The following is a 23593-nucleotide window of genomic DNA, read 5'->3' on the forward strand; positions in this document are numbered from 1 at the left end:
GCCTTTGACGGTTTATTCCCAGTGCCGGATGGTCCTATGATGGGGGCCGACTCCGAGGAGAACGCGCATGCCCCTGCCGACGCTCAAAGACCAGTTCGCCGCGCTGATCGCCGCGCCCTCGGTCAGTTGCACCCAGACCAGCCTGGACCAGTCCAATGCCCCGGTGATCGAGCTGCTGGCCGGCTGGCTGGGCGACCTGGGTTTCGCGTGCGAGATCCAGACGGTCAGCCCAGGCAAGTTCAACCTGCTGGCCAGCCGTGGCACTGGCCCGGGCGGCCTGGTGCTGGCTGGGCACAGCGACACCGTGCCGTTCGATGAACAGCTGTGGCAGAGCGACCCGTTGAAGCTCGAGGAGATCGATGGACGCTGGGTCGGCCTGGGCAGTTGCGACATGAAGGGCTTCTTCGCCCTGGTGATCGAGGCGGTGCGGCCGTTGCTCGAGCATGATTTCAAGCAGCCGCTGCTGATCCTGGCCACCTGCGACGAGGAAAGCTCGATGTCCGGTGCCCGGGCGCTGGCCGAGGCCGGACAGCCGCTGGGCCGCGCCGCCGTGATCGGCGAGCCGACCGGATTGCGTCCGGTACGTCTGCACAAGGGCATCATGATGGACCGCATCGACATCCTGGGCCGCAGCGGGCACTCGTCCGACCCGAGCCTGGGCCGCAGCGCCATGGAAGCCATGCATGCGGTGATGGGCGAGATGATGGACCTGCGTCGCCAGTGGCAGAAGACCTACCGCAACCCGCAGTTCACCGTGCCGACCCCGACCCTGAACTTCGGCTGCATCCACGGTGGCGACAACCCCAACCGGATCTGCGGCCAATGCGCCCTGGAGTTCGACCTGCGGCCTCTGCCTGGCATGGACCCGGAGCCGCTGCGCGCGGCGATCCGGGCCAAGCTGGCGCCGCTGGCCGAGCGCCACGACGTGCGCATCGACTATGCACCGCTGTTCCCCGAGGTGCCGCCGTTCGAGCAGCCGGCCGACAGCGAGCTGGTCCTGCTGGCCGAACGGCTGACCGGGCACCGGGCCGAAGCCGTGGCCTTCGGCACCGAGGCGCCCTACCTGCAAGCGCTGGGCTGCGAGACCCTGGTGCTGGGCCCGGGCGACATCGCCTGTGCCCACCAGCCCGGCGAGTACCTGGAGGTGTCACGTATCGAGCCGACCGTGCGTCTACTGCGTGAGCTGATCCAGCACTACTGCCTGAATTGACCCCCTACCTTGATCGTTCATGTTCTCGAGGAGACCGCGCGTGATGCCTGACCTGTTCCGACGATGACGTTCCTGTGCCACGCGTCGCCTTTCTTTCCCTCTTTGCCACAGGCCTTGTCATGCCCGAATACGTCAACTGGTTACGCCATGCGTCGCCCTACATCAACGCGCACCGCGACTGCACTTTCGTCGTGATGCTGCCCGGCGATGGCGTCGACCATCCCAACTTCGGCAACATCGTCCACGACCTGGTACTGCTGCACAGCCTGGGCGTGCGCCTGGTGCTGGTGCACGGTTCACGGCCGCAGATCGAAAGCCGCCTGGCCGCGCGCGGCCTGGAACCTCGCTATCACCATGGCCTGCGCATCACCGACGCGGCCACGCTGGACTGCGTGATCGATGCGGTGGGCCACCTGCGGATCGCCATCGAGGCGCGCCTGTCGATGGACATGGCGGCCTCGCCCATGCAGGGTGCGCGGTTGCGCGTGGCGACCGGCAACCTGGTCACGGCCCGACCGATCGGCGTGCTCGAAGGCGTCGACTACCACCACACCGGCGAAGTGCGCCGCGTCGACCGCAAGGGCATCGGCCGGCTGCTCGACGAACGCTCCATCGTGCTGCTGTCGCCGCTCGGCTATTCGCCGACCGGGGAAATCTTCAACCTGGCCTGCGAGGATGTCGCCACCCGCGCGGCCATCGAGCTGGGCGCCGACAAGCTGCTGCTGTTCGGCGCCGAGGCCGGTCTGCTCGATGCCCAGGGCCACCTGGTGCGCGAGATCCGGCCCCAGCAGGTGCCCGCGCACCTGGAGCGCCTGGGCAGCGACTACCAGGGCGAATTGCTGGACGCCGCCGCCGAGGCCTGCAAGGGCGGTGTCACGCGCAGTCATATCGTCAGTTATGCCGAGAACGGCGCACTGCTGACCGAGCTGTTCACCCGCGACGGCGGCGGCACGCTGGTCGCCCAGGAGCAGTTCGAGATCGTTCGCGAAGCGTCCATCGAAGACGTCGGTGGTCTGCTCGACCTGATCACGCCTCTGGAGGCGCAGGGCATCCTGGTGCGGCGCTCGCGCGAGGTGCTCGAGCGCGAGATCGAACAGTTCAGCGTGGTGGAGCGCGACGGCATGATCATCGCCTGCGCCGCCCTGTACCCGATCGCCGACTCCGAATGCGGCGAGCTGGCCTGCCTGGCGGTCAACCCCGAGTACCGTCACGGTGGCCGGGGGGACGAGCTGCTCGAGCGCATCGAAGGGCGCGCACGCCAGAAGGGGCTCAAGACATTGTTCGTGCTCACCACGCGCACCGCGCACTGGTTCCGCGAGCGTGGCTTCGTGCCCAGCGAGGTCGAGCGGCTGCCAGCGGCGCGTGCCTCACTGTACAACTACCAGCGCAACTCGAAAATCTTCGAAAAGTCACTCTGACCGGGCAGGGAGCGTGGCCGTTCGTTCTTTTTTTCGAACAGGCTATTGTTCTCCACCTAGCGGACCCTTAGGATTCGTTTGAGATTTCAAACGCCTGATGCCGTGTACCGAGCCTGTCGGCCATACACGGCGCGATGCCTGAAGACCGCCCTGCGGGGCGTTTTCCAACCCTCGACCATTCGCTCCGTGCGCGCACGGCGCTGTTAAAGGAAGCCGACATGCAGCTCAAAGACGCTCAGTTGTTCCGCCAGCAAGCCTTCATCAACGGTGAATGGCTGGACGCGGACAACGGCCAGTCCATCCAGGTGACCAACCCGGCCACCGGCGAGGTCATCGGCAGCGTGCCGAAGATGGGCACCGCGGAAACCCGCCGCGCCATCGAAGCCGCCGACAAGGCCCTGCCGGCCTGGCGCGCGCTGACCGCCAAGGAGCGTTCGGCCAAGCTGCGTCGCTGGTTCGAACTGATGATCGAGCACCAGGACGACCTGGCGCGCCTGATGACCACCGAGCAGGGCAAGCCATTGGCCGAAGCCAAGGGCGAGATCGCCTACGCGGCCTCGTTCATCGAGTGGTTCGCCGAAGAAGCCAAGCGCGTCTACGGCGACACCATCCCAGGTCACCAGGCGGACAAGCGCCTGATCGTGATCAAGCAGCCGATCGGCGTCACCGCGGCCATCACCCCGTGGAACTTCCCGGCGGCGATGATCACCCGCAAGGCTGGTCCGGCCCTGGCCGCTGGCTGCACCATGGTGCTCAAGCCGGCCTCGCAGACCCCGTACTCGGCCCTGGCCCTGGCCGAGCTGGCCACCCGTGCCGGCATCCCGGCGGGCGTGCTGAGCGTGGTCACCGGCAGTGCTGGCGAAGTCGGCGGCGAGCTGACCTCCAACCCGCTGGTACGCAAGCTGTCCTTCACCGGCTCGACCGAGATCGGTCGCCAGCTGATGCAGGAATGCGCCAAGGACATCAAGAAGGTCTCCCTGGAGCTGGGCGGCAACGCGCCCTTCATCGTGTTCGACGACGCTGACCTGGACAAGGCCGTCGAGGGCGCGATCATCTCCAAGTACCGCAACAACGGCCAGACCTGCGTCTGTGCCAACCGCATCTACGTGCAGGACGGCGTGTACGACGCCTTCGCCGAGAAGCTCAAGGCCGCGGTCGCCAAGCTCAAGATCGGCAACGGTCTGGAAGAAGGCACCACTACCGGCCCGCTGATCGACCACAAGGCCGTGGCCAAGGTCCAGGAACACATCGAGGACGCCGTGTCCAAGGGCGCCCGCGTGCTGTCCGGCGGCAAGCTGATCGAAGGCAACTTCTTCGAGCCGACCATTCTGGTCGACGTGCCGAAGACCGCCGCCGTGGCCAAGGAAGAGACTTTCGGCCCACTGGCGCCGCTGTTCCGCTTCCAGGACGAGGCCGAAGTCATCGCCCTGTCCAACGACACCGAGTTCGGCCTGGCCTCGTACTTCTACGCCCGTGACATGAGCCGCGTGTTCCGCGTCGCCGAGGCCCTGGAATACGGCATGGTCGGCATCAACACCGGCCTGATCTCCAACGAAGTCGCGCCGTTCGGCGGCATCAAGGCCTCGGGCCTGGGCCGCGAAGGTTCCAAGTACGGGATCGAGGACTACCTCGAGATCAAGTACCTGTGCCTGAGCATCTGATCGACCTGTAAGGCTTTACCTCTGCCAGCGAGGCGCGAGAGCGACGTCTCGCTGGTTTTTTTCATACCCGCAGTACCTGGTGGCCAGGGCCCTGCCGCAGTCGATCAACGCATGCTGCGGCAGTCGAACACCAGCCACCCCCGAATGTAAGCGCCACGTTGCCGTGGCGCGATGAGGGCATTATGAGCAAGACCAACGAATCCTTGATGCAGCGCCGTGTCAACGCCGTCCCACGTGGCGTCGGCCAGATCCACCCGATCTTCGTCGACACCGCCGAGAACGCGACCGTGATCGACGTCGAAGGCCGTGAGTTCATCGACTTCGCCGGTGGCATCGCCGTACTGAACACTGGCCACCTGCACCCGAAAGTCGTGGCCGCCGTGCAGAAGCAGCTGACCAAGGTCAGCCACACCTGCTTCCAGGTCCTGGCCTACGAGCCGTACGTGGAGCTGTGCGAAAAGATCAACGCCAAGGTGCCAGGCGACTTCGCCAAGAAGACCCTGCTGGTCACCAGCGGCTCCGAAGCGGTCGAGAACGCCGTCAAGATCGCCCGTGCAGCCACTGGCCGTGCCGGCGTGATCGCCTTCACCGGCGGCTACCACGGCCGTACCATGATGACCCTGGGCCTGACCGGCAAGGTCGTGCCGTACTCGGCCGGCATGGGCCTGATGCCCGGCGGCGTGTTCCGTGCGCAGTTCCCGAACGAGCTGCACGGCGTCAGCATCGACGAGTCGATCGCCTCGATCGAGCGCATCTTCAAGAACGATGCCGAGCCGCGTGACATCGCCGCCATCATCATCGAGCCGGTGCAGGGCGAGGGCGGTTTCATCACCGCGCCGAAAGCGTTCATGGAGCGCCTGCGCGCCCTGTGCGACCAGCACGGCATCCTGCTGATCGCCGACGAAGTCCAGACCGGCGCGGGCCGTACCGGGACCTTCTTCGCCATGGAACAGATGGGCGTCACGCCTGACCTGACCACCTTTGCCAAGTCGATCGCGGGCGGCTTCCCGCTGGCCGGTGTCTGCGGCAAGGCCGAGTACATGGACGCCATCGCCCCAGGCGGTCTGGGCGGCACCTACGCCGGCAGCCCGATCGCCTGTGCCGCGGCCCTGGCCGTGATCGAGGTGTTCGAGGAAGAGAAGCTGCTCGACCGCAGCAAGGCCGTGGGCGAGCGCCTGATGGCCGGCCTGCGCCAGATCCAGGACAAGCACCCGATCATCGGTGACGTGCGTGGCCTGGGCTCGATGATCGCGGTCGAAGTCTTCGATGCCAAGGGTTCGCTGACCCCGAACGCCGCGGCTGTCGGCCAGGTCGTCGCCAAGGCCCGCGAGAAGGGCCTGATCCTGCTGTCCTGCGGCACCTACGGCAACGTCCTGCGCATCCTGGTGCCACTGACCGCACCGGACGAGCAGCTGGACAAAGGCCTGGCCATCATCGAGGAATGCTTCGCCGAACTGGCGTGATGTAACCTCGAGGTGAACGACCCGCCGTGGTGCGGGGTTGCCCCTGTGGTAGCCCCGTCGCCACGGCGGGTTTTTTTGTGCCCGTGGTCCGCGGCGCACCCACCGCCCGGACGGACGTACGTCGATTGGCCTCCCCGATCCCGTCAGGCGCGCTATGGTTGTCACAACCACCGTCATACCTGCGCGCGCAGGCGCGCACGACACGTCGCACAGGAGGTGCCCATGCCCGTCGCCCACACTCATCCACCGTGCGTGCTGATCGCCGAGAGCGATCCGTGGGTGCGCGACATGCTGCGCGACATGCTGCTCAGCGTGCGCTGCGCCGCTCGCCTGCACGTGTGCGCCGATGGCGACCAGGCCCTGGCGGCGATGACCCGCCAACCGGACCTGATCATCGCCGCGCGCGAACTGGCGGGTATCGACGGGTTGGACCTGCTGCGCAACGTGCGCACCCGCAGCCGCACGCCCACCTTGCCTTTCATCCTGTTGAGCAAACGCACCGACACGGCCAGCGTGCGCGAAGCGTTGCCCTTGCACCCCACGGCCTACCTGAGCAAACCGCTGGACCTGCAAGGGCTGCGCAGGCGCCTCGAAGCCCTGCTGCTGGAGGTGGGGCAACACGTCGCCTGCCCCGTGCCGCTGCTGCAGGAAGGCCTCGATGTGCGTACCTTCCTCGCGCAGCAACGCACGACCGCCGACGGCGCGCCGGTGTTTCTCGACATCCACCAGGTGATCAAGCAGTCGCTGACGCCCCACGGCCTGGACCTCAAGGTCGTGGCACCGCTCGTGGAGGCCGATCCGCAGACCACCGCTGTGCTGGTGGCGGCCGCCAACAGCGCTTCGTTGCACCGCGAGGCCGGTGTGCAGAGCCTGTCCGAAGCGCTGACCGTGCTGGGCGGCACGCAGAGCATGAACCTCATGCTGGGCATGAGCCTCAAGCGCGGCGTGCGACTCAGCGATCCTCTTCTGATCCGCCATGCCGAACCCTACCGGCACTCTGCCGTGACCCTGGCCGAGCAGGCGCGCGCGCTGGCCCGTGCCCTGGCGCTGGAGGAGGGCCCATGCCAGTGCGCAGGGCTGCTGCATTGTCTGGGTGAGCTGTCGGTGCTGCGCAGCCTTCAGGAATGGCGGCTGGGTGGGGGTGAGCTGGACGAGGCGGACGTGAGGCAGGCGCTGCATGATCAGGGCGCGGCGTTCGGCTCGGCGTTGCGGGCCCGGTGGCGCCTGCCGCTGGGCCTGCGCGAACTGATCGCCGCGACCTATCAGTTGGGCGGCGGGGTGTACCCCAGAGCGCTGCTGGTCATGCACCTGGCGCGTGAGCTCGTCGAAGTGCCTGCCGAACAAGGGCTGGATCGGGTTACGCAGGGGCGTGCCGCACGTCTGCTGAAGCTCGGCGCGGCGCAACTGGAACACGTGCGTGTTCGCTCGGTGCTGCCGGCAGTGCCAGCGCCTGCGCCAGACGATGACATCCAAGCCCCGGCTGCCCAGGCGAACGAGCAGCCGGTGACCGTGGACGACCTGCCGGATGACGATGCGCCCCTGCTGGGGTAGGCGGGGTGGGGGACGTGGCCTCAGCCGGTGACGATCTGGTTCTTGCCCTGGCGCTTGGCCTGGTACATGGCCGCATCGGCACGGGAGAACAGGATGTCCAAGGTGTCATCGCTCTCGCCAAGACCGGTCAGGCCTTGGCTGATGGTCACGCCGAAGGTTCGTTGGCCATGGCTGAAGTGCAGGCGCTGGATCTCGCGTTGCAAGCGCTCGGCGATCTGCTCGGCGACCTGCGCGGTGCAGCCGGGAAAGACAGCCGCGAATTCTTCGCCGCCGATGCGCCCGAACAGGTCGCCACGGCGCAGCACCGAGCGGCCGCTGTCGGCCACACGCTGCAGCACCTGGTCGCCTTGCTGGTGGCCGTAGCTGTCGTTGATCAGCTTGAAGTCGTCGATGTCCAGCAGCAGGAACGCCAAGGGCGAACCGTCCTTACGCGCCGTCTCGAAGGCCTGGCGCGCGCAGTCGAAGAAGTGCCGGCGGTTGCTGCTCTGGGTCAGCACGTCGGTGGTCGCCAGGCGCTGCAGCTCACCCTCCAGACGCTTCTTTTCGGTGATGTCTTCTGCGATGCCGACGATGACCGGCCGCTTGCCCCCCTCCTGCTGGCTGATGAAGCACTTGTCGCTGAGCCAGCGTAGCTCCCCGGCACCGTTGATGATCCGGTATTCACGGTCTTCCACCGCACCCGTCACCAGCACTTGCGCCAGGCTGCTTTCGGCGTAGTCCAGGTCATCGAGGTAGACGCTGTTGCGCCATTCGTTGAAGTCGGCCATCACCAGGTTCGGCGGCCGTCCGAAAATGCGCCCATAGGCCGGGCTGACGTACAGCACCTGGCGGGTTTCCCAGTCGAGTGCCCAGAGGACCGCGTTGACGCTGTCGAGCAACGAACTGAACAGCCGCTCACGCTCGCTCAGGCGCGCGACTTCGCCCTGGGCATGCAGCAGGGCCAGTAACGTCTTGGCGGTTTCGGACTTTGGATCGGGCGAATAGGGAGGGGAATCATCGACCATGTGCACGAAAAAGGCTCTCGGCGGAGGTGCGCGCGACCCGTGATCGGCCCGCCACGCGGGCTATGGGCGTTTGAGCGGAAAACCGTGACGAAGTTCCGGTTTCAGCCGGTTGCGTGTCGACGAACGCGAAGGCGCCAAGACGTGACAGGCTGCACGTATCGGACAAATCCGCTGTCATACGGGGAGTCAGGACGACATTCGCTCTCTATAATGCCGCATCCTTTTCAGGGGGTCGTCCACCGGTTATGTCTGCTTCACATCGTGACGCCTTGCGCATGGCAGCGCTCTACCTGGCCTTGTCGGTCATCTGGCTGACAGTCTCCGACCAGGTGTTGCGCACGTGGCTGGTCGATCCCGCCCGATTGGCCCTGGGGCATCAGGTCAATGGCCTGCTCTGGGCCCTGCTCAGCGCGCTGCTGATCTTCATCTCGCGTGCCCGCCTGCTCGACTCCATCGGCCTCGGGATACGCTTGCGCCGCGAGGACCGCGAGCGTCTGCGCATGGCGTCCGCGGTGTTCGACAGCACCTTGGAAGGTGTCCTGGTCACCGACCGGCATGGCGTGATCGTGCACGTCAACCGGGCCTTCATGCGCATCACCGGGTATGCCCAGGACGAGGTGCTCGGGCACCGCCCCAGCAAGTTCAAGTCGGGCCGCCATGGCATTCCGTTCTACCAGGCGATCTACGCGACTCTGGCCGAGAAGGGCGAGTGGAGCGGAGAGATCTGGAATCGTCGCAAGAATGGTGAGATCTATCCGCAATGGCAGACCATTCGCGCCATAAGCGACGACGAGGGCGAGCACAGCCATTATGTGGCGGTGTTCAGCGACATCAGCGCGATCAAGCATTCCGAACGTGAACTGGCCTACCTGGCGCACCACGACCCGTTGACCGGGTTGGGCAACCGGGTGATGTTCAGCGACCGCGCCGAGCATGCGCTGGTCGCGGCGCAGGCCGAAAAATGTGGATGCGCTTTGCTGCTGCTGGACCTCGATCACTTCCAGAGCATCAACGATGGCCTGGGGCACACCACCGGCGATACCTTGCTCAAGCTGGTCGGCGAGCGCCTGACCGAAACGCTGGGCAGCGGCACCACCCTGGCCCGTCTGGGCGGCGACGAGTTCGCCGTGTTGCTGGAAAACTGCCAGCAGCTCGGCCAGGCGGCGACCCTGGCGCAAACCCTGGTGGAGCGGCTGAAGGCGCCTTTCGATTTCGACGAACACCGGCTGTTCATCAGTGCCAGCATCGGTATCAGCCTCTACCCCAGCGACGCCTCGAGTGCCGAACAATTGCTGCGCAACGCCGATTCGGCCCTGTTCAAGGCCAAGCGCAACGGGCGTGCCTGCTATGCCTTGTACACCGAAGAACTGACCACCCACGCCCAGCACCGGGTGGAAACGGCGAGCGAGCTGCGCCATGCGCTGGAAAACGACGAACTGCGGGTCTTCTACCAGCCGGTTCACGCGCTGAGCGACCTACGCCGGGTGGGTTTCGAAGCCCTGGTGCGTTGGCAGCACCCCCAGCGTGGCATGGTCTCGCCGGCCGAGTTCATCCCGGTCGCCGAGCGCATCGGGTTGATCGCCGAAATCGATGCCTGGGTGCTCGACCAGGCCTGTCGACAGATGGTGCGCTGGCAGGCCGAGGGCCGCGACCTGGCGTTCGTCGCGGTCAATCTGTCCAGCCGGCTGTTCGCCGACCACACCCTTCACCGGCAGGTCGACCATGTCCTGCGCCAGACCGGCCTGGCGCCGGCCATGCTCGAGCTGGAGGTCACCGAAAGCGCGATCATGGACGAGCCGGAGGTGGCGCTCGAACAACTGCACCGCCTGCGCGAGCTGGGTGTCAGGCTGGCCATTGACGACTTCGGCACCGGCTATTCCTCGCTGCTGCGCCTCAAGCGCATGCCGGTGCACAAGCTCAAGATCGACCAGGGCTTCGTCGCCGGGCTGGGCCATGACGAGGACGACCGCGCCATCGTCGAGGCCGTCATCGCCCTGGCGCGCAGCCTGGACATGCAGGTGCATGCCGAAGGCATCGAGCAGGCCGAGCAGGCGCAGTTCCTGGTGCAGCACCAGTGCGAGCTGGGGCAGGGCTACTGGTTCGGCCGACCGCAGCCGGCGTCGGCGCTGTCCTGGCCCTAGGCTTCATCCCCGGGGGCCTGGGTGCCCAGAAACTTGCGCAGAAACTGCCGCGTGCGCTCCTCCCGTGGCGCGGCGAACAGTGCCTTGGCCTCGCCCTGCTCGACGATCCTGCCCTGGTCGAAGAACACCACCCGGTGGGCGACGTCGCGGGCGAAGCTCATCTCATGGGTGACGATGATCAAGGTCCGCCCTTCATGCGCCAGGTCGCGAATGGTCGCCAGGACTTCGCCGACCAGCTCGGGGTCCAGCGCGGACGTCGGCTCGTCGAACAGGATCACCTGCGGCTCCATGGCCAGCGCCCGGGCGATGGCGACGCGCTGCTGCTGGCCGCCGGACAGGCGCCGTGGGTAGGCGTCCTCCTTGCCGGCCAGGCCGACCTTGGCCAGCAGCTGGCGGCCCAGCGCCAGGGCCGTGTCGCGCGCCAGCTTGCGCACCACGGTGGGGCCCTCGATGACGTTCTCCAGGGCCGTGCGGTGCGGGAACAGGTTGAAGTTCTGGAACACGAAGCCGACCTGCTGGCGTAGCTGGCGGATGACCCCTTGCTGCGCCTTGAGCGCACGCCCGGCATCGACCTGCAGGTCATCCAGGCGGATGCTGCCGGCATCCGGGGTTTCCAGCAGGTTCAGACAGCGCAGGAAGGTGGTCTTGCCCGAGCCGCTCGGCCCGATGATGGCGACCACTTCGCCCGTCCGTACCGTCAGGTCGATGCCATCGAGCACGGTGTGGCCGTTGAAACGCTTGGTGAGGCGCTCTACCGTGATCATGGCTCAGTGCTCCAGGTCATGGCGATTCACCCGCCGTTCGAGGCGATGCTGGACGTGGGCGAGCACGCTGGCCAGCACCCAGTAGATCAGCGCGGCGGCCAGGTACAGGGTGAAGACTTCGAACGTGCGTGCTGTGATCAGTTGGGCCTGGCGGAACAGTTCGGGCACCTGGATGGTGGCGGCCAGCGCGGTGTCCTTGACCAGCGAGATGAAGCTGTTGCCCAGCGGCGGCAGGGCGGTACGGGCGGCTTGCGGCAGGATCACCCGGCGCATGGCCTGGGCACGGGTCATGCCGATGCTGGCGGCGGCCTCCCACTGGCCGCGCTCGATCGAGCCGATCGCCGCGCGCAGGATCTCGCAGGCGTAGGCGGCCATGTTCAGCGAAAAGCCGATCAACGCCGCGGGCAGAGGGTCCAGCTCGAGACCGACCTGGGGCAGGCCGTAGTAGATCAGGAACAGCTGCACCAGCAAGGGCGTGCCGCGAAAGAACGACACGTAGACCCGCGCCAGCCAGTCGATCGGCCGCACGCGCGACAGCCGCATCAGCGCCAGGGCGAAGCCCAGCGCCAGGCCGAAGATCATGCCGCCGACACTGAGCACCACGGTGAAACCGGCTCCCTTGAGCAGGAAAGGCGCCGACTGGATGACCAGTTGCAGGCTCTCGTCGATCATTGCGTCACGTCGGCGCCGAAGTACTGCTTCGACAGCCTGGCCAGGGTGCCGTCGGCCTTGAGCGCCGCCAGGGCCTTGTCGATGGCCGCGAGCAGCTCGGGCTCACCCTTGCGCAGCGCCACCCCGGAGTCGAGTCGTGAGAAGGCCTCGCCGGCCAGGACGGTGTCCTTGGCTTTCTGCGCGTATTCCAGGGCCGCCAGGCGGTCGACCAGGATGGCGTCGATGCGCCCGTTGCGCAGGTCGGCGAACTTGCTCGGGTCGTCCTCATAGGTACGCACGTCGGCCCCCGGAACTTCCGCTCTGACCCACTGCTCGTAATTGGTGCCCAGGCCCACGCCGACTTTCTTGCCGGCCAGGTCCTGGGCCGACCGAATGTTCAAGGCCTCGGCCTTGCTCTTCAGGACCAGGGCCTGGATGCCCGACACCGTGTAGGGCGTGGAGAAATCGTACTTCTTGCGGCGTTCGTCGGAGATCGTCACCTGGTTGATCACGACGTCCAGGCGTCTGGAGTCGAGGGCGGCCAGGATGCCATCCCACTTGGTGGGCTGGAGCTTGGCTTCGACCCCCAGCTGTCGGGCGATGGCCTTGGCCAGCTCGACCTCGAACCCGGCCAGCGTGCCGTTCTCGTCGACGAAGCTGAAGGGTGGGTAGGTGCCCTCCAGCCCGACACGGAGGCTACCGCGTTCCGTGACCGTTGCCAGCGCTTCGCCGGCCTGGGCCTGACCGAGAACGGCAGTGCCGATGAGCAACGCCAGGCTGATACGGATCAGCGGTTGAGTGAATCGCATCATGGTACGGCTCCAGGCATGACATGAGGGGACGTGTAGAAGGGTAGGCGAAGATTACCGAACCGTCGGAACGGCGCGAGGCATCGCCGTGAACAGCCATGGGCAAGGGTGCGAAGCGGCGCGCCGTTTCCTGGAAACCTGACCGCTGATGAGGACATCACCGTGAGCGACAAGCCAGCCACCGAGCTGTGGCACCTGCAGCACATCGTCGGCGAACTGCGAAGCGCCCGTGCACAATGGCGCGCCAGCAATGGCCGCAACAGTGCCGAGCGGGGCGGACGGCAGTTGCCGTCTCGCGACGCCATGGCGCAGATCCTCGACCAGCTGCGCGGTGCCCTGTTCCCCATGCGCCTGGGGCCGGTCGATCTGCGTGAGGAGAGCGAGGACTACTACGTCGGCCACACGCTCGACAGTGCGTTGACGGCGCTGCTGGCCCAGGCGCGCCTGGAGCTGCGCTACGCCGCACGCCAGGACAAGGCCGAACTGGCGGCGGCAGATGCCCGTGCCCTGGCGGTGGTCCAGAACTTCGCAGCGGCCTTGCCCGGCCTGCGCGTGCTGCTCGACACCGATGTGCTGGCGGCCTACCACGGCGATCCGGCGGCGCGTAGCGTGGACGAGGTGCTGCTGTGCTATCCCGGCATCCTGGCCATCATCCACCATCGTCTGGCCCATCACCTGTACCAGGCCGGCCTGCCCCTGCTGGCGCGCATCAGCTCGGAGCTGGCGCACTCGGCCACCGGGATCGACATCCACCCGGGCGCGCAGATCGGTCCGAGCTTCTTCATCGACCATGGCACCGGTGTGGTCATCGGCGAGACGGCCATCATCGGCCGGCATGTGCGGATCTACCAGGCGGTGACGCTGGGCGCCAAGCGCTTCCCGGCCGACGAATCCGGGCAGTTGCAGAAAGGTCATGCGCGGCACCCGGTCGTCGAGGACGACGTGGTGATCTACGCCGGCGCGACCATTCTCGGGCGCATCACCATCGGCCAGGGTTCGACCATCGGCGGCAACGTCTGGCTGACCCGCAGCGTGCCGGCCTTCAGCAACATCACCCAGGCCAACCTGCAGCTCGACTGCCAGGACCGGAGCGTCTGAACGGGCCTGGCGGAGCGCCAGTTCCGGCCGTCACAGGTTGTCAGGGCATGGGTCTGCACGCTGCCAGGGCGCGGCCCCGCCGGTCATGGCCGGTTCGCTTTGAGGCACGATCCATGTTTAACTTGAACGCTTGTTCAACTAAAACGCTGGTCCGCTGCCGGTGTTCACCCGGAGGTTTCCCTTTGCTGAACCCGTTCGATCCGTATTCACTTTTCCATAACGAGGTGCACCGTCCATGAGTGCATCCACTGGCCTTGCACACGATAAAGTCCGCATGAACCCCCCCGTGTTCTGGTTCGCGGCAAGCTTCATCCTGCTCTTCGGGCTGGTCGTCATCCTCAATCCGCAAACCGCGGGTGAATGGCTGCTGGCCGCGCAGAACTGGGCGGCCAATACGGTCGGCTGGTACTACATGCTGGCGATGACCCTGTACCTGGTCTTCGTGGTGGTCACCGCCTTGTCCGGCTACGGCAAGATCAAGCTCGGTGCCGACCACGACGAACCCGAGTTCAGCTACCTGTCCTGGGCCGGCATGCTGTTCGCCGCCGGCATCAGCATCACCTTGTTCTTCTTCTGCGTGTCGGAACCGCTGACGCACATGCTGCAACCGCCGCAAGGCGAGGGTGGCACGGTGGAGTCCGGGCGTCAGGCGATGCAGCTGCTGTTCCTGCACTGGGGCCTGCATGGCTGGGGCGTGTTCGCCTTCGTCGGCATGGCGCTGGCGTACTTCGCCTACCGGCACAACCTGCCCCTGGCGCTGCGTTCGGCGCTGTACCCGCTGATCGGCAAGCGCATCAACGGCCCGATCGGCTATGCGGTGGATGGCTTCGGCATCATCGCCACGGTGTTCGGCCTGGGCGCCGACCTGGGCTTCGGGGTGTTGCACCTGAACGCCGGCCTGGACTACCTGTTCGGCATCAGCCACAGCCAGTGGGTGCAGGTCGGGCTGATCGTGGTGATGGTCGGTGCCGCCGTGGCCGTGGCCGTCGCCGGTGTGGAAAAGGGCGTGCGGGTGATGTCCGACATCAACATGTTCCTGGCCTGTGGCCTGCTGCTGTTCGTGCTGTTCGCCGGGCCGACCCAGCACTTGTTCAACACCCTGATCCAGAACCTGGGCGATTACCTGGGCGCCTTGCCGAGCAAGAGCTTCGACGTGTACGCCTACAGCGAGAACCGTGACTGGCTGGGTGGCTGGACCGTGTTCTACTGGGCCTGGTGGATTGCCTGGGCGCCCTTCGTCGGGCTGTTCATCGCCCGTATCTCCCGTGGTCGCACCATCCGCGAGTTCGTCTTCGGCGTGCTGCTGATCCCGCTCGGCTTCACCCTGGCGTGGATGTCGATCTTCGGCAACAGCGCCATCTACCAGGTGCTCAACCACGGCATGACCGCGCTGGGCCAGTCGGCCCTGCAGGACCCGTCCATGAGCCTGTACCTGCTGCTCGAGACCTACCCCTGGAGCAAGACGGTGATCGCCGTGACGGTGTTCATCAGCTTCGTGTTCTTCGTCACCTCGGCCGACTCGGGCACCGTGGTGCTGTCGACCTTGTCGGCCAAGGGCGGCAGCCCGGACGAAGACGGCCCCAACTGGCTGCGCATCTTCTGGGGCGCGATGACCGCGCTGATCACCAGCAGCCTGCTGTTCGCCGGCAGCATCGATTCGCTGAAGTCGGCGGTGGTGCTGACGTCGTTGCCGTTCTCGCTGATCCTGCTGTGCATGATGTGGGGGCTGCAGAAGGCGTTCTACCTGGAGTCGCAGCGGCGCATCGCCCAGAGCCATTCGCTGGCACCGTTCGCCGTGACCCGTCGCGGGCGGGGTGGCTGGCGGCAGCGCCTGAGCCAGGCCGTGCATTTCCCGTCCCGTGACGAGGTCTACCGGTTCATGGACGACGTGGTGAAGCCGGCCATTGGCGAGGTGACCGAGGTGTTCGAGCAGAAAGGCCTGAGTCTGATCACCCAGGACGACCCAAGCCACGACAACGTCAGCCTGAAGATCGGCCACGGCGAGGAGCAGCCGTTCATCTACCAGGTACAGATGCGCGGGTATTTCACGCCATCGTTCGCCCTCGGTGGGATCGGCGGCAGCCAGGAGCTGAAGAACCGTCGTTACTACCGCGCCGAGGTGCACCTGAGCGAGGGCAGCCAGGACTATGACCTGGTCGGCTACAGCAAGGAGCAGATCATCAACGACATCCTCGACCAGTACGAACGGCACATGCAGTTCCTGCACATGGTGAGGTAAGGATCGACAGCGGGTTTCGCCGCCCGCGAAACCGGCTGTCACAACCCTGTGTGTGGACTTGCCCGCGATAGCGTCCGGTCCATCGCCGCCTGCATCGCGGGCAAGCCCCACACAGGATTGCGTCGATCTGCCAGATCCGCGACGCAGCCCAATCGTGCGGCACCCTGCCGTGATCGATTCCAGAAGGGCCTTGGACCTCAGCCATTCTTTCCTGACTGCTCGACCCTACCTTCATCCGCCAAACCGCACCTCTTTCCGCCCCGTGACCGATGCAGCACCTTTCTTGCCGATGAACGGTCGATCATTTCACATTCCTTTCATCCGGCGGATGCGCCTTCGCGGCTGATTTCTAGCGACTTGTACCGCCGACTGCTATACCTTTCCCTCGCAAATGCCCCGCGGTTATTCCATAAAAATCTTAGGATTTAACAAAACGGTCATTTTGGATTTATAGGATTGTCACTATCCTAGCCAGCCGCGCCTTAGACCAAAGTCGCGAAATGATTAGTAACGATTGACTTGGATGTCACTCATTGGTGCTAAATCGCCGATCGAGCAGTGAGCGGGGCGACAGACCCCTGCGCTGACGACTGACAAGAATTAGAACGTAAAGGAGCAATTCATGCACAAGTCCAGTCTGGCCTTGGCCGTGGCCCTGGGTGTCTTCGCCCAGCAAGCAAGCGCTGCCGGTTTCGTCGAGGACAGCAAGCTGTCCCTCAGCTCGCGCACCATGTACTTCGACAATGACAACCGTGAAGGCGCCAACGACAACCGTGAGTCGGGCCAGGGCTTCAAGCTCGACTACCTGTCCGGTTTCACCCAAGGCACCGTCGGCTTCGGCGTGGACGTCCAGGCGCTGTGGGGCATTCACCTGGATGGTGGCCGTGGACACCACCCGAACAACAGCACCTTCTTCCCGAGCGACAGCGACGGTTCGGCCGTGCATGATTGGGCCCGTATCGGCGGCAACGCCAAGGCGCGCTTCTCCAAGACCGAGGCGCACTTCGGTAGCGCACTGGCCCCGAACCTGCCGATCCTGGTGTCCAACGACGGTCGACTGCTGCCGCAGACCTTCGAAGGTGGCACCATCCAGTCCAAGGAAATCGACAATCTGACGATCAATGCCGGTCAGCTGACCCACGCCATGGGCCGTGCGTCGAGCAACCGCACGGGACTGTCGGTTGCCGGTGCCACCGAAGACAGCAACAAGTTCCGCTACGGCGGTGCCGACTGGAAAGTCACCAAAGACCTGACGCTGCAGTATTACTACTCGAACCTGGAAGACTTCTACAAACAGCACTTCCTGGGCCTGGTCCACGTGCTGCCGATCGCCGACAACCAGTCGCTCAAGACCGACCTGCGCTACTTCGACAGCAGCAGCGATGGTCGCAACGGTGACGCGGGCTACCGCTTCAACCAGAACGGCGGCTACGGCAAGAACCTGGGCGAGGTCGACAACAAGACCTGGTCGGCCATCTTCACCTACACCCTGAGCAGCCATGCGTTCACCCTGGGTCACCAGCGCGTCAGCGACGACGGCGGCTTCGTCTGGCTGAACCAGGGCAACGTGACCGATGGCAACGGCCGTGCCGAAGGCGCCGGCGGTTCCAGCTTCTACCTGTTCACCGACAGCATGATCAACCAGTTCGCCCGAGCCGGTACCAACACCACCTTTGGCCAATACGCCTACGACTTCACCAAGCTCGGCGTCCCAGGCCTGAAAGCCTCGGTCACCTACCTGCGTGGTGACGATGTGCGCAACACCAACGGCAATGGCACCTACAACGAATGGGAACGCGACGCCCGTATCGACTACGTGGTGCAGGAAGGCGTGTTCAAGGGCCTGGGCACCAGCCTGCGCCATGGTGTGTACCGTGGCAGCGGCGGCAGCTCGCTGGCCGACCAGGATCAGACCCGTCTGATCTTCAACTACACTTACAACTTCCTGTAAGCCGTAGTCGAAAAAGCCTCGTTCACAACGAGGCTTTTTTTATGGGCAGCGTTTTATATTCCATAAATATATAAATAAATCCCTATTTATTCTTTTTATTATTTCCAAAACCCCCGCACAGTAATGCCATAGACCTACAGCACAGGAGCCCCACCATGAGCCTCAAACTGGGTGACATCGCCCCCGACTTCGAGCAGGACTCCAGCGCCGGCAGGATTCGTTTCCACGAATGGCTCGGCGACAGCTGGGGCGTGCTGTTCTCGCATCCAGCCGACTTCACGCCGGTGTGCACCACCGAGCTGGGTCTGACCGCCAAGCTGAAAGACGAATTCGCCAAGCGTGGGGTCAAGGCCATCGCCTTGTCGGTCGATCCGGTCGATTCTCACCACCGCTGGATCGAGGACATCAACGAGACGCAGAACACCGCGGTCGATTTTCCGATCCTGGCCGACGCCGATCGCAAGGTGTCCGACCTCTATGACCTGATCCACCCGAACGCCAATGACACGCTGACCGTCCGTTCGCTGTTCGTGATCGACCCGAACAAGAAGGTCCGCCTGACCATCACCTACCCGGCCAGCACCGGGCGCAACTTCAACGAGATCCTTCGGGTGATCGATTCGCTGCAGCTGACCGACAGCCACAAGGTCGCCACGCCCGCCAACTGGCAGGACGGTGACGAAGTGGTGATCGTGCCCTCGCTCAAGGATGAAGACGAGATTCGTCAGCGCTTCCCCAAAGGGTATCGCGCCGTCAAGCCTTACTTGCGTCTGACGCCGCAACCCAACCGTTGACGCCGGACGCGACACACGTTTAGCCAAAGCAGGGTACTCGGGCCGTTTCGACGGCCCTTTTTTATGCCTGGCTTCAAGCGGGAGCGTACACGTTTGCAAACCTAATAATATGGAATAACCAAATGAAAAAATATGATTTATAGATATATAGAGCAACCTGTTAACGTAGCCCTCAGTTCCTCATAGAACCTCGGTGGCCCTGGCTACCCAGGCATGGCCAGGGCTCCAGCTCAGCCAGTCATTCGACGCCATCCTTCGCTTCACCGCTGTCCCACCTCACTGGTCCGTCAACGGACGAGCAGGTGCCACCCGAACCCATTCGTACAGGAGAGTGCCATGCGCACCGTCTTCGTGCGTCGTGGTCTGGTCGCCCTGTTCGCGGCGGCCGTGTCCTTCGGCGCGATCACCCAGGCCCAGGCAGAGACCCTGCGCATCGGCTACCAGAAATACGGCACCCTGGTGCTGCTCAAGGCCAAGGGCACGCTGGAAAAGCGCCTGGCCGCCCAGGGCGTCGAGGTGCAGTGGACGGAATTCCCAGGCGGCCCGCAGCTGCTGGAAGGGCTGAACGTGGGCTCCATCGATTTCGGCGTGACGGGGGAGACGCCACCAGTGTTCGCCCAGGCCGCCGGGGCCGACCTGGTCTATGTCGCCTACGAGCCGCCCGCGCCCCACAGCGAGGCCATCCTGGTGCCCAAGGACTCGCCCCTCCAGTCGGTGCAGGCGCTCAAGGGCAAGAAGGTCGCCCTGAACAAGGGCTCCAACGTGCACTACCTGCTGGTGCGCGCCCTCGAGGACGCTGGCCTGACCTACCGCGACATCCAGCCGGTCTACCTGCCGCCTGCCGACGCGCGTGCGGCCTTCGAGCGGGGCAGCGTCGACGCCTGGGTCATTTGGGACCCTTACCAGGCCGCCGCCGAGCAACAGTTGCAGGCCCGTACCCTGCGCGATGGCGAGCACCTGGTCGACAACCATCAGTTCTACCTGGCGACCCGTGGCTATGCGACCCAGCACCCGGCCGTGGTCAGCGCCCTGATCGACGAAGTCCGCGCGGTGGGGGAGTGGTCCCAGGCCAACCCCCAGCAGGTGACCGACCAGGTCGCACCGCTGCTCGGGCTGCCCGCCGACATCACGCTCACCTCGGTCAAGCGCCAGGGTTACGGCGCCGCGCCGCTCACGCCTGAGGTGGTCGCCGCGCAGCAGAAGATCGCCGACACCTTCCACACGCTGAAGCTGATCCCCAAGCCCTTGCACATCCGCGACGTGATCTGGACACCCCCTGCCAAGGTCGCCAGCGCGCCTTGACGACCTGCCGCACCGGGGCGTCGCTCCGGCTTGCGCCACCTTGAGGAGACAACTCCAATGAGTCTTGAAATATTCTGGTTCCTGCCCACCCACGGCGATGGCAAATACCTGGGGACCTCCGACGGTGCCCGCGCCGTCGACCATGGTTATCTGCAGCAGATCGCCCAGGCCGCCGACCGTCTCGGCTTCGGCGGGGTGCTGATCCCCACGGGGCGCTCTTGCGAAGATTCCTGGCTGGTGGCCGCCTCGCTGATCCCGGTCACCCAGCGGCTCAAGTTCCTGGTGGCGCTGCGTCCCGGCATCATCTCGCCCACCGTGGCCGCGCGGCAGGCCGCGACTTTGGACCGTCTGTCCGGCGGCCGCGCGCTGTTCAATCTGGTCACCGGCGGCGATCCGGACGAACTCGCCGGCGACGGCCTGTTCCTGAGCCATGAGGAGCGCTACCAGGCATCAGTGGAGTTCACCCGTATCTGGCGCAAGGTGCTCGAAGGGGAAGTGGTCGATTACGACGGTCAGCACCTGCAGGTCAAAGGCGCCAAGCTGCTGTACCCGCCGATCCAGCAGCCGCGACCGCCGCTGTACTTTGGTGGCTCTTCCGAAGCGGCCCAGGACCTGGCGGCCGAGCAGGTCGAACTGTACCTGACCTGGGGCGAGCCGCCGGCCGCAGTGGCCGAGAAGATCGCCCAGGTCCGGGCCAAGGCCGCTGCGCAAGGCCGTAGCGTGCGCTTCGGCATCCGCTTGCACGTGATCGTGCGGGAGACCAACGCCGAGGCCTGGCGGGCCGCCGAGCGGCTGATCTCGCACCTGGACGATGACACCATCGCCCGTGCCCAGGCTTCGCTGGCCCGCTTCGACTCGGTCGGTCAGCAGCGCATGGCTGCCCTGCATGGTGGCAAGCGCGATCAGCTGGAGGTCAGCCCGAACCTGTGGGCCGGGGTCGGCCTGGTGCGCGGCGGTGCTGGCACGGCGCTGGTCGGTGATGGGCAGACCGTGGCGGCACGGGTCGAGGAATACGCTGCGCTGGGCATCGACACCTTCATCTTCTCGGGCTACCCGCACCTGGAGGAATCGTACCGGGTGGCCGAGCTGCTGTTCCCGCACCTGGACGTGCAACGCCCGGCCGCGGCAGCCAGTGGCGGCTACGTGAGCCCGTTCGGCGAGATGGTCGCCAACGACATCCTGCCCACTGCCGCACAGCGCTGAGGGCCTGGACATGAGTCGTTCGAGCAACACGACCTGGGGCCAGCGTCTGGCGCCGTGGGCACTGCCGGTGCTGCTGCTGGCCGTCTGGCAGCTGGCGGTCAGCGCCGGCTGGCTATCGACGCGCATCCTGCCGGCGCCCAGCGCAGTGATCAGTGCCGGTGTCGAGCTGTTTCGCAGTGGCGAGATCTGGACCCATCTGGCCATCAGCGGCTGGCGGGCGGCCCTGGGCTTTCTGATCGGCGGCAGCATCGGCCTGCTGCTGGGGTTCATCACCGGCCTGTCGGACTGGGGCGAGCGCCTGCTCGACAGCTCGGTGCAGATGATCCGCAACGTGCCGCACCTGGCATTGATCCCGCTGGTGATCCTGTGGTTCGGCATCGACGAGTCGGCAAAGATCTTCCTGGTCGCGCTGGGCACGCTGTTCCCGATCTACCTGAACACCTACCACGGCATCCGCAACGTCGACCCGGCGCTGGTGGAGATGGCACGCAGCTACGGCCTGTCCGGGTTCGGCCTGTTCCGTCAGGTGATCCTGCCCGGCGCATTGCCTTCGATCCTGGTCGGCGTGCGTTTCGCGCTCGGCTTCATGTGGCTGACCCTGATCGTGGCCGAGACCATCTCCGCCAACGCCGGGATCGGTTACCTGGCGATGAATGCCCGTGAATTCCTGCAGACCGACGTGGTGGTGCTGGCGATCGTGCTGTACGCCGTGCTGGGCAAGCTGGCCGACCTGGCCGCTCGTGGTCTGGAGCGGGCCTGGCTGCGCTGGCACCCGGCCTATCAACCTGCGAAGAAGGAGGGCGCATGACCTCGCTGACGGAACGACCCCCTCACCTGTTGCGCGGTATTCCCCTAGCCTCCCGTGGCCTGCGCAAGACGTTCGGTAAACGCGAGGTGCTGCGCGGCATCGACCTGCAGATCCCGGCTGGCCAGTTCGTCGCCATCGTCGGCCGCAGCGGCTGCGGCAAGAGCACGCTGCTGCGCCTGTTGGCCGGGCTGGATCAGCCGAGCGCCGGCCAGCTGCTGGCTGGCGCCGCACCTTTGGAAGACGCCCGCCAGGACACGCGACTGATGTTCCAGGACGCGCGCCTGCTGCCTTGGAAGAAGGTCATCGACAACGTCGGGCTGGGCCTGTCCGGCGACTGGCGCCCCCGTGCGCTGGAGGCCTTGGCCTCGGTCGGCCTGGCCGAGCGGGCCCAGGAATGGCCGGCGGCGTTGTCCGGCGGCCAGAAGCAGCGGGTGGCCCTGGCCCGCGCGTTGATCCACCAGCCGCGTCTGCTGCTGCTCGACGAACCCCTGGGCGCCCTGGATGCCCTGACCCGGATCGAGATGCAGCAACTGATCGAGCGCCTGTGGCACACCCATGGCTTCACCGTGCTGCTGGTGACCCATGACGTCCACGAAGCCGTGGCCGTGGCCGACCGCGTCATCCTCATCGAGGATGGCGAAGTCGGCCTGGACCTGACCGTCGACCTGCCACGCCCCCGCACCCGGGGCTCGCATCACCTGGCGGCGCTGGAAAGCCAGGTGCTCGAGCGTGTCCTGTCGCTGCCGGGCAGTTCCCCGGAACCGGATCCTGTCGCACCCCTGCCCACGCAACTGCGCTGGGCTCACTGAACCGTCCCTTGTCAGAAAAAGGAATCACGCCATGACCATCAAAGCGATCAACGTCCGCAACCAGTTCAAAGGCACCGTGAAGGAAATCCTCGAAGGCCCGGTCCTGTCGGAAATCGATGTCCAGACCGTTTCGGGCATCGTGACCTCGGTCATCACCACCCGCTCGGTGCGCGAGCTGGAGCTGGTGGTCGGCAGCGAGGTGATCGCCTTCGTCAAATCGACCGAAGTCTCGATCGCCAAGCTGTAGGCCAAGACCGTACCGCCCCATGACCGCGCCCGTCGGCTGCCGCCTTTCGCTTCTGTCTGGAAGGCGTCGGGCGACACGTCCGCGGGATTTACGCACCAGGCCTTTCAACGTCTTTGCCTGACACGCTGTGGGCCCTACCGCTGATCTGGCAAAGCGGTTCTCCCCTGTGGGAACGGGCGAGCCCGCACACATGGGCCGCGATGACCTGCATCACCGCGGCCGGTGTAGATACCGTCTTGATCCTCACTTCGCAAGCGCGATCTGAGGGTCGAATGGTTTGTCGGATTTCACCACGCCATACACCAGGTGCAGCAGCTTGCGCATGGCCGCGCAGACGATCTGTTTGTACGCTTTATGTCGGGTGTTCAGCCGCTCTGCCAGCGCCTTGATGACCGGGTTGAAGCGCATCGAGACCGTGCCGGCCATGAACAAGCCTGCCCGTAGCCTGGACGAGCCCACGCGCGAAATGG

Annotated in this window: 18 protein-coding genes and 2 pseudogenes; 15 read left to right on the forward strand and 5 right to left on the reverse strand. The window is 65.5% G+C overall.

Translation table 11 applies throughout. The features are described from left to right. Nucleotides 1–67: 67 nt before the first annotated feature. The 5 genes from argE (at nucleotide 68) to G7007_RS09200 (ending at nucleotide 7303) form a co-directional block, all read left to right on the forward strand. Complete coding sequence (gene argE / locus G7007_RS09180) at nucleotides 68–1210, forward strand: acetylornithine deacetylase (RefSeq protein ID WP_181101020.1); 1143 nt, start codon at nucleotides 68–70, stop codon at nucleotides 1208–1210. Nucleotides 1211–1329: 119 nt separating this feature from the next. Then, nucleotides 1330–2628: an amino-acid N-acetyltransferase gene (gene argA / locus G7007_RS09185; RefSeq protein ID WP_181101022.1), complete on the forward strand. Its 1299-nt coding sequence runs from the start codon at nucleotides 1330–1332 to the stop codon at nucleotides 2626–2628. Between the two features lie 218 nt (nucleotides 2629–2846). After that, nucleotides 2847–4289 carry an NADP-dependent succinate-semialdehyde dehydrogenase gene (gene gabD / locus G7007_RS09190; RefSeq protein WP_181101024.1) on the forward strand — a complete coding sequence of 481 codons (1443 nt, stop codon included), beginning with the start codon at nucleotides 2847–2849 and terminating at the stop codon, nucleotides 4287–4289. Nucleotides 4290–4471: 182 nt separating this feature from the next. Beyond that, nucleotides 4472–5752 (forward strand): 4-aminobutyrate--2-oxoglutarate transaminase, encoded by a 1281-nt coding sequence (gene gabT, locus G7007_RS09195; RefSeq protein ID WP_181101026.1) that lies wholly within the window; start codon nucleotides 4472–4474, stop codon nucleotides 5750–5752. Between the two features lie 222 nt (nucleotides 5753–5974). After that, a complete protein-coding gene (locus G7007_RS09200; RefSeq protein WP_181101028.1) occupies nucleotides 5975–7303 on the forward strand; it encodes an HDOD domain-containing protein in 1329 nt (442 codons plus the stop codon). A gap of 20 nt (nucleotides 7304–7323) precedes the next feature. Here G7007_RS09200 and G7007_RS09205 read toward each other — a convergent pair whose 3' ends face one another. Beyond that, nucleotides 7324–8307 carry a GGDEF domain-containing protein gene (locus G7007_RS09205; RefSeq protein ID WP_181101030.1) on the reverse strand — a complete coding sequence of 328 codons (984 nt, stop codon included), beginning with the start codon at nucleotides 8305–8307 and terminating at the stop codon, nucleotides 7324–7326. A 245-nt stretch (nucleotides 8308–8552) separates the two neighbouring features. Here G7007_RS09205 and dibA point away from each other — a divergent pair, with 245 nt between their 5' ends. Next, nucleotides 8553–10448, forward strand: coding sequence for a phosphodiesterase DibA (dibA, locus tag G7007_RS09210; RefSeq protein ID WP_181101032.1), 1896 nt, complete (start codon nucleotides 8553–8555; stop codon nucleotides 10446–10448). Here the strand turns inward: dibA and tcyN are convergent. From tcyN to tcyJ, 3 genes are read right to left on the reverse strand one after another with little or no spacing between them, the layout of a single operon-like run. Then, nucleotides 10445–11212 carry an L-cystine ABC transporter ATP-binding protein TcyN gene (tcyN, locus tag G7007_RS09215; RefSeq protein WP_181101034.1) on the reverse strand — a complete coding sequence of 256 codons (768 nt, stop codon included), beginning with the start codon at nucleotides 11210–11212 and terminating at the stop codon, nucleotides 10445–10447. The two genes, dibA and tcyN, sit on opposite strands and share 4 nt — an antisense overlap. Nucleotides 11213–11215: 3 nt before the next feature. Continuing rightward, nucleotides 11216–11884: a cystine ABC transporter permease gene (gene tcyL / locus G7007_RS09220; RefSeq protein WP_181101036.1), complete on the reverse strand. Its 669-nt coding sequence runs from the start codon at nucleotides 11882–11884 to the stop codon at nucleotides 11216–11218. Beyond that, nucleotides 11881–12675 carry a cystine ABC transporter substrate-binding protein gene (gene tcyJ, locus G7007_RS09225; protein ID WP_181101038.1) on the reverse strand — a complete coding sequence of 265 codons (795 nt, stop codon included), beginning with the start codon at nucleotides 12673–12675 and terminating at the stop codon, nucleotides 11881–11883. Before tcyJ ends, tcyL begins: the two co-directional genes overlap by 4 nt. Before the next feature lie 159 nt (nucleotides 12676–12834). Here tcyJ and epsC point away from each other — a divergent pair, with 159 nt between their 5' ends. From epsC to G7007_RS09270, 9 genes and pseudogenes are all read left to right on the forward strand, one after another. Then, entirely contained in the window at nucleotides 12835–13770 is a 936-nt protein-coding gene (epsC, locus tag G7007_RS09230; protein ID WP_181101040.1) for a serine O-acetyltransferase EpsC, read from the forward strand. 235 nt (nucleotides 13771–14005) lie between these two features. Further along, nucleotides 14006–16009, forward strand: a complete 2004-nt coding sequence (betT, locus tag G7007_RS09235; protein ID WP_181101042.1) for a choline transporter BetT — start codon at nucleotides 14006–14008, stop codon at nucleotides 16007–16009. A 622-nt stretch (nucleotides 16010–16631) separates the two neighbouring features. Further along, nucleotides 16632–17960: an OprD family porin gene (locus tag G7007_RS09240; protein ID WP_181101044.1), complete on the forward strand. Its 1329-nt coding sequence runs from the start codon at nucleotides 16632–16634 to the stop codon at nucleotides 17958–17960. 155 nt (nucleotides 17961–18115) lie between these two features. After that, nucleotides 18116–18754 carry a peroxiredoxin gene (locus G7007_RS09245; RefSeq protein WP_181101046.1) on the forward strand — a complete coding sequence of 213 codons (639 nt, stop codon included), beginning with the start codon at nucleotides 18116–18118 and terminating at the stop codon, nucleotides 18752–18754. Nucleotides 18755–19090: 336 nt separating this feature from the next. Next, the gene (locus tag G7007_RS09250; protein WP_181101048.1) at nucleotides 19091–20056 is read left to right on the forward strand and encodes a sulfonate ABC transporter substrate-binding protein; all 966 of its coding nucleotides are present in this window, start codon (nucleotides 19091–19093) and stop codon (nucleotides 20054–20056) included. A gap of 57 nt (nucleotides 20057–20113) precedes the next feature. Continuing rightward, nucleotides 20114–21259: an FMNH2-dependent alkanesulfonate monooxygenase gene (gene ssuD / locus G7007_RS09255; RefSeq protein ID WP_181101050.1), complete on the forward strand. Its 1146-nt coding sequence runs from the start codon at nucleotides 20114–20116 to the stop codon at nucleotides 21257–21259. Nucleotides 21260–21269: 10 nt separating this feature from the next. Continuing rightward, nucleotides 21270–22067, forward strand: a complete 798-nt coding sequence (gene ssuC / locus G7007_RS09260) for an aliphatic sulfonate ABC transporter permease SsuC (protein ID WP_181101051.1) — start codon at nucleotides 21270–21272, stop codon at nucleotides 22065–22067. Continuing rightward, nucleotides 22045–22876, forward strand: a pseudogene (ssuB, locus tag G7007_RS09265) (aliphatic sulfonates ABC transporter ATP-binding protein). The gene ssuC and the pseudogene ssuB overlap by 23 nt, the downstream one beginning before the upstream one ends. A gap of 31 nt (nucleotides 22877–22907) precedes the next feature. After that, on the forward strand, nucleotides 22908–23123 hold the full coding sequence (locus tag G7007_RS09270; RefSeq protein WP_181101055.1) for a TOBE domain-containing protein: 216 nt from the start codon (nucleotides 22908–22910) through the stop codon (nucleotides 23121–23123). 243 nt (nucleotides 23124–23366) lie between these two features. Here the strand turns inward: G7007_RS09270 and G7007_RS09275 are convergent. Beyond that, nucleotides 23367–23593 (reverse strand): annotated as a pseudogene (locus G7007_RS09275) (IS110 family transposase); the annotation flags it as partial.

The sequence above is a fragment of the Pseudomonas entomophila genome (assembly GCF_013523125.1).
Classification (GTDB): Bacteria; Pseudomonadota; Gammaproteobacteria; order Pseudomonadales; family Pseudomonadaceae; genus Aquipseudomonas; species Aquipseudomonas entomophila_B.

What these genes read in the sequence shown, in the direction of transcription:
- argE (WP_181101020.1), top strand. Translation starts at nt 68, where the DNA reads ATGCCCCTGCCGACGCTCAAAGACCAGTTCGCCGCGCTGATCGCCGCG.
- argA (WP_181101022.1), top strand. Translation starts at nt 1,330, where the DNA reads ATGCCCGAATACGTCAACTGGTTACGCCATGCGTCGCCCTACATCAAC.
- gabD (WP_181101024.1), top strand. Translation starts at nt 2,847, where the DNA reads ATGCAGCTCAAAGACGCTCAGTTGTTCCGCCAGCAAGCCTTCATCAAC.
- gabT (WP_181101026.1), top strand. Translation starts at nt 4,472, where the DNA reads ATGAGCAAGACCAACGAATCCTTGATGCAGCGCCGTGTCAACGCCGTC.
- G7007_RS09200 (WP_181101028.1), top strand. Translation starts at nt 5,975, where the DNA reads ATGCCCGTCGCCCACACTCATCCACCGTGCGTGCTGATCGCCGAGAGC.
- G7007_RS09205 (WP_181101030.1), bottom strand. Translation starts at nt 8,307, where the DNA reads ATGGTCGATGATTCCCCTCCCTATTCGCCCGATCCAAAGTCCGAAACC.
- dibA (WP_181101032.1), top strand. Translation starts at nt 8,553, where the DNA reads ATGTCTGCTTCACATCGTGACGCCTTGCGCATGGCAGCGCTCTACCTG.
- tcyN (WP_181101034.1), bottom strand. Translation starts at nt 11,212, where the DNA reads ATGATCACGGTAGAGCGCCTCACCAAGCGTTTCAACGGCCACACCGTG.
- tcyL (WP_181101036.1), bottom strand. Translation starts at nt 11,884, where the DNA reads ATGATCGACGAGAGCCTGCAACTGGTCATCCAGTCGGCGCCTTTCCTG.
- tcyJ (WP_181101038.1), bottom strand. Translation starts at nt 12,675, where the DNA reads ATGATGCGATTCACTCAACCGCTGATCCGTATCAGCCTGGCGTTGCTC.
- betT (WP_181101042.1), top strand. Translation starts at nt 14,006, where the DNA reads ATGAGTGCATCCACTGGCCTTGCACACGATAAAGTCCGCATGAACCCC.
- G7007_RS09240 (WP_181101044.1), top strand. Translation starts at nt 16,632, where the DNA reads ATGCACAAGTCCAGTCTGGCCTTGGCCGTGGCCCTGGGTGTCTTCGCC.
- G7007_RS09245 (WP_181101046.1), top strand. Translation starts at nt 18,116, where the DNA reads ATGAGCCTCAAACTGGGTGACATCGCCCCCGACTTCGAGCAGGACTCC.
- G7007_RS09250 (WP_181101048.1), top strand. Translation starts at nt 19,091, where the DNA reads ATGCGCACCGTCTTCGTGCGTCGTGGTCTGGTCGCCCTGTTCGCGGCG.
- ssuD (WP_181101050.1), top strand. Translation starts at nt 20,114, where the DNA reads ATGAGTCTTGAAATATTCTGGTTCCTGCCCACCCACGGCGATGGCAAA.
- ssuC (WP_181101051.1), top strand. Translation starts at nt 21,270, where the DNA reads ATGAGTCGTTCGAGCAACACGACCTGGGGCCAGCGTCTGGCGCCGTGG.
- G7007_RS09270 (WP_181101055.1), top strand. Translation starts at nt 22,908, where the DNA reads ATGACCATCAAAGCGATCAACGTCCGCAACCAGTTCAAAGGCACCGTG.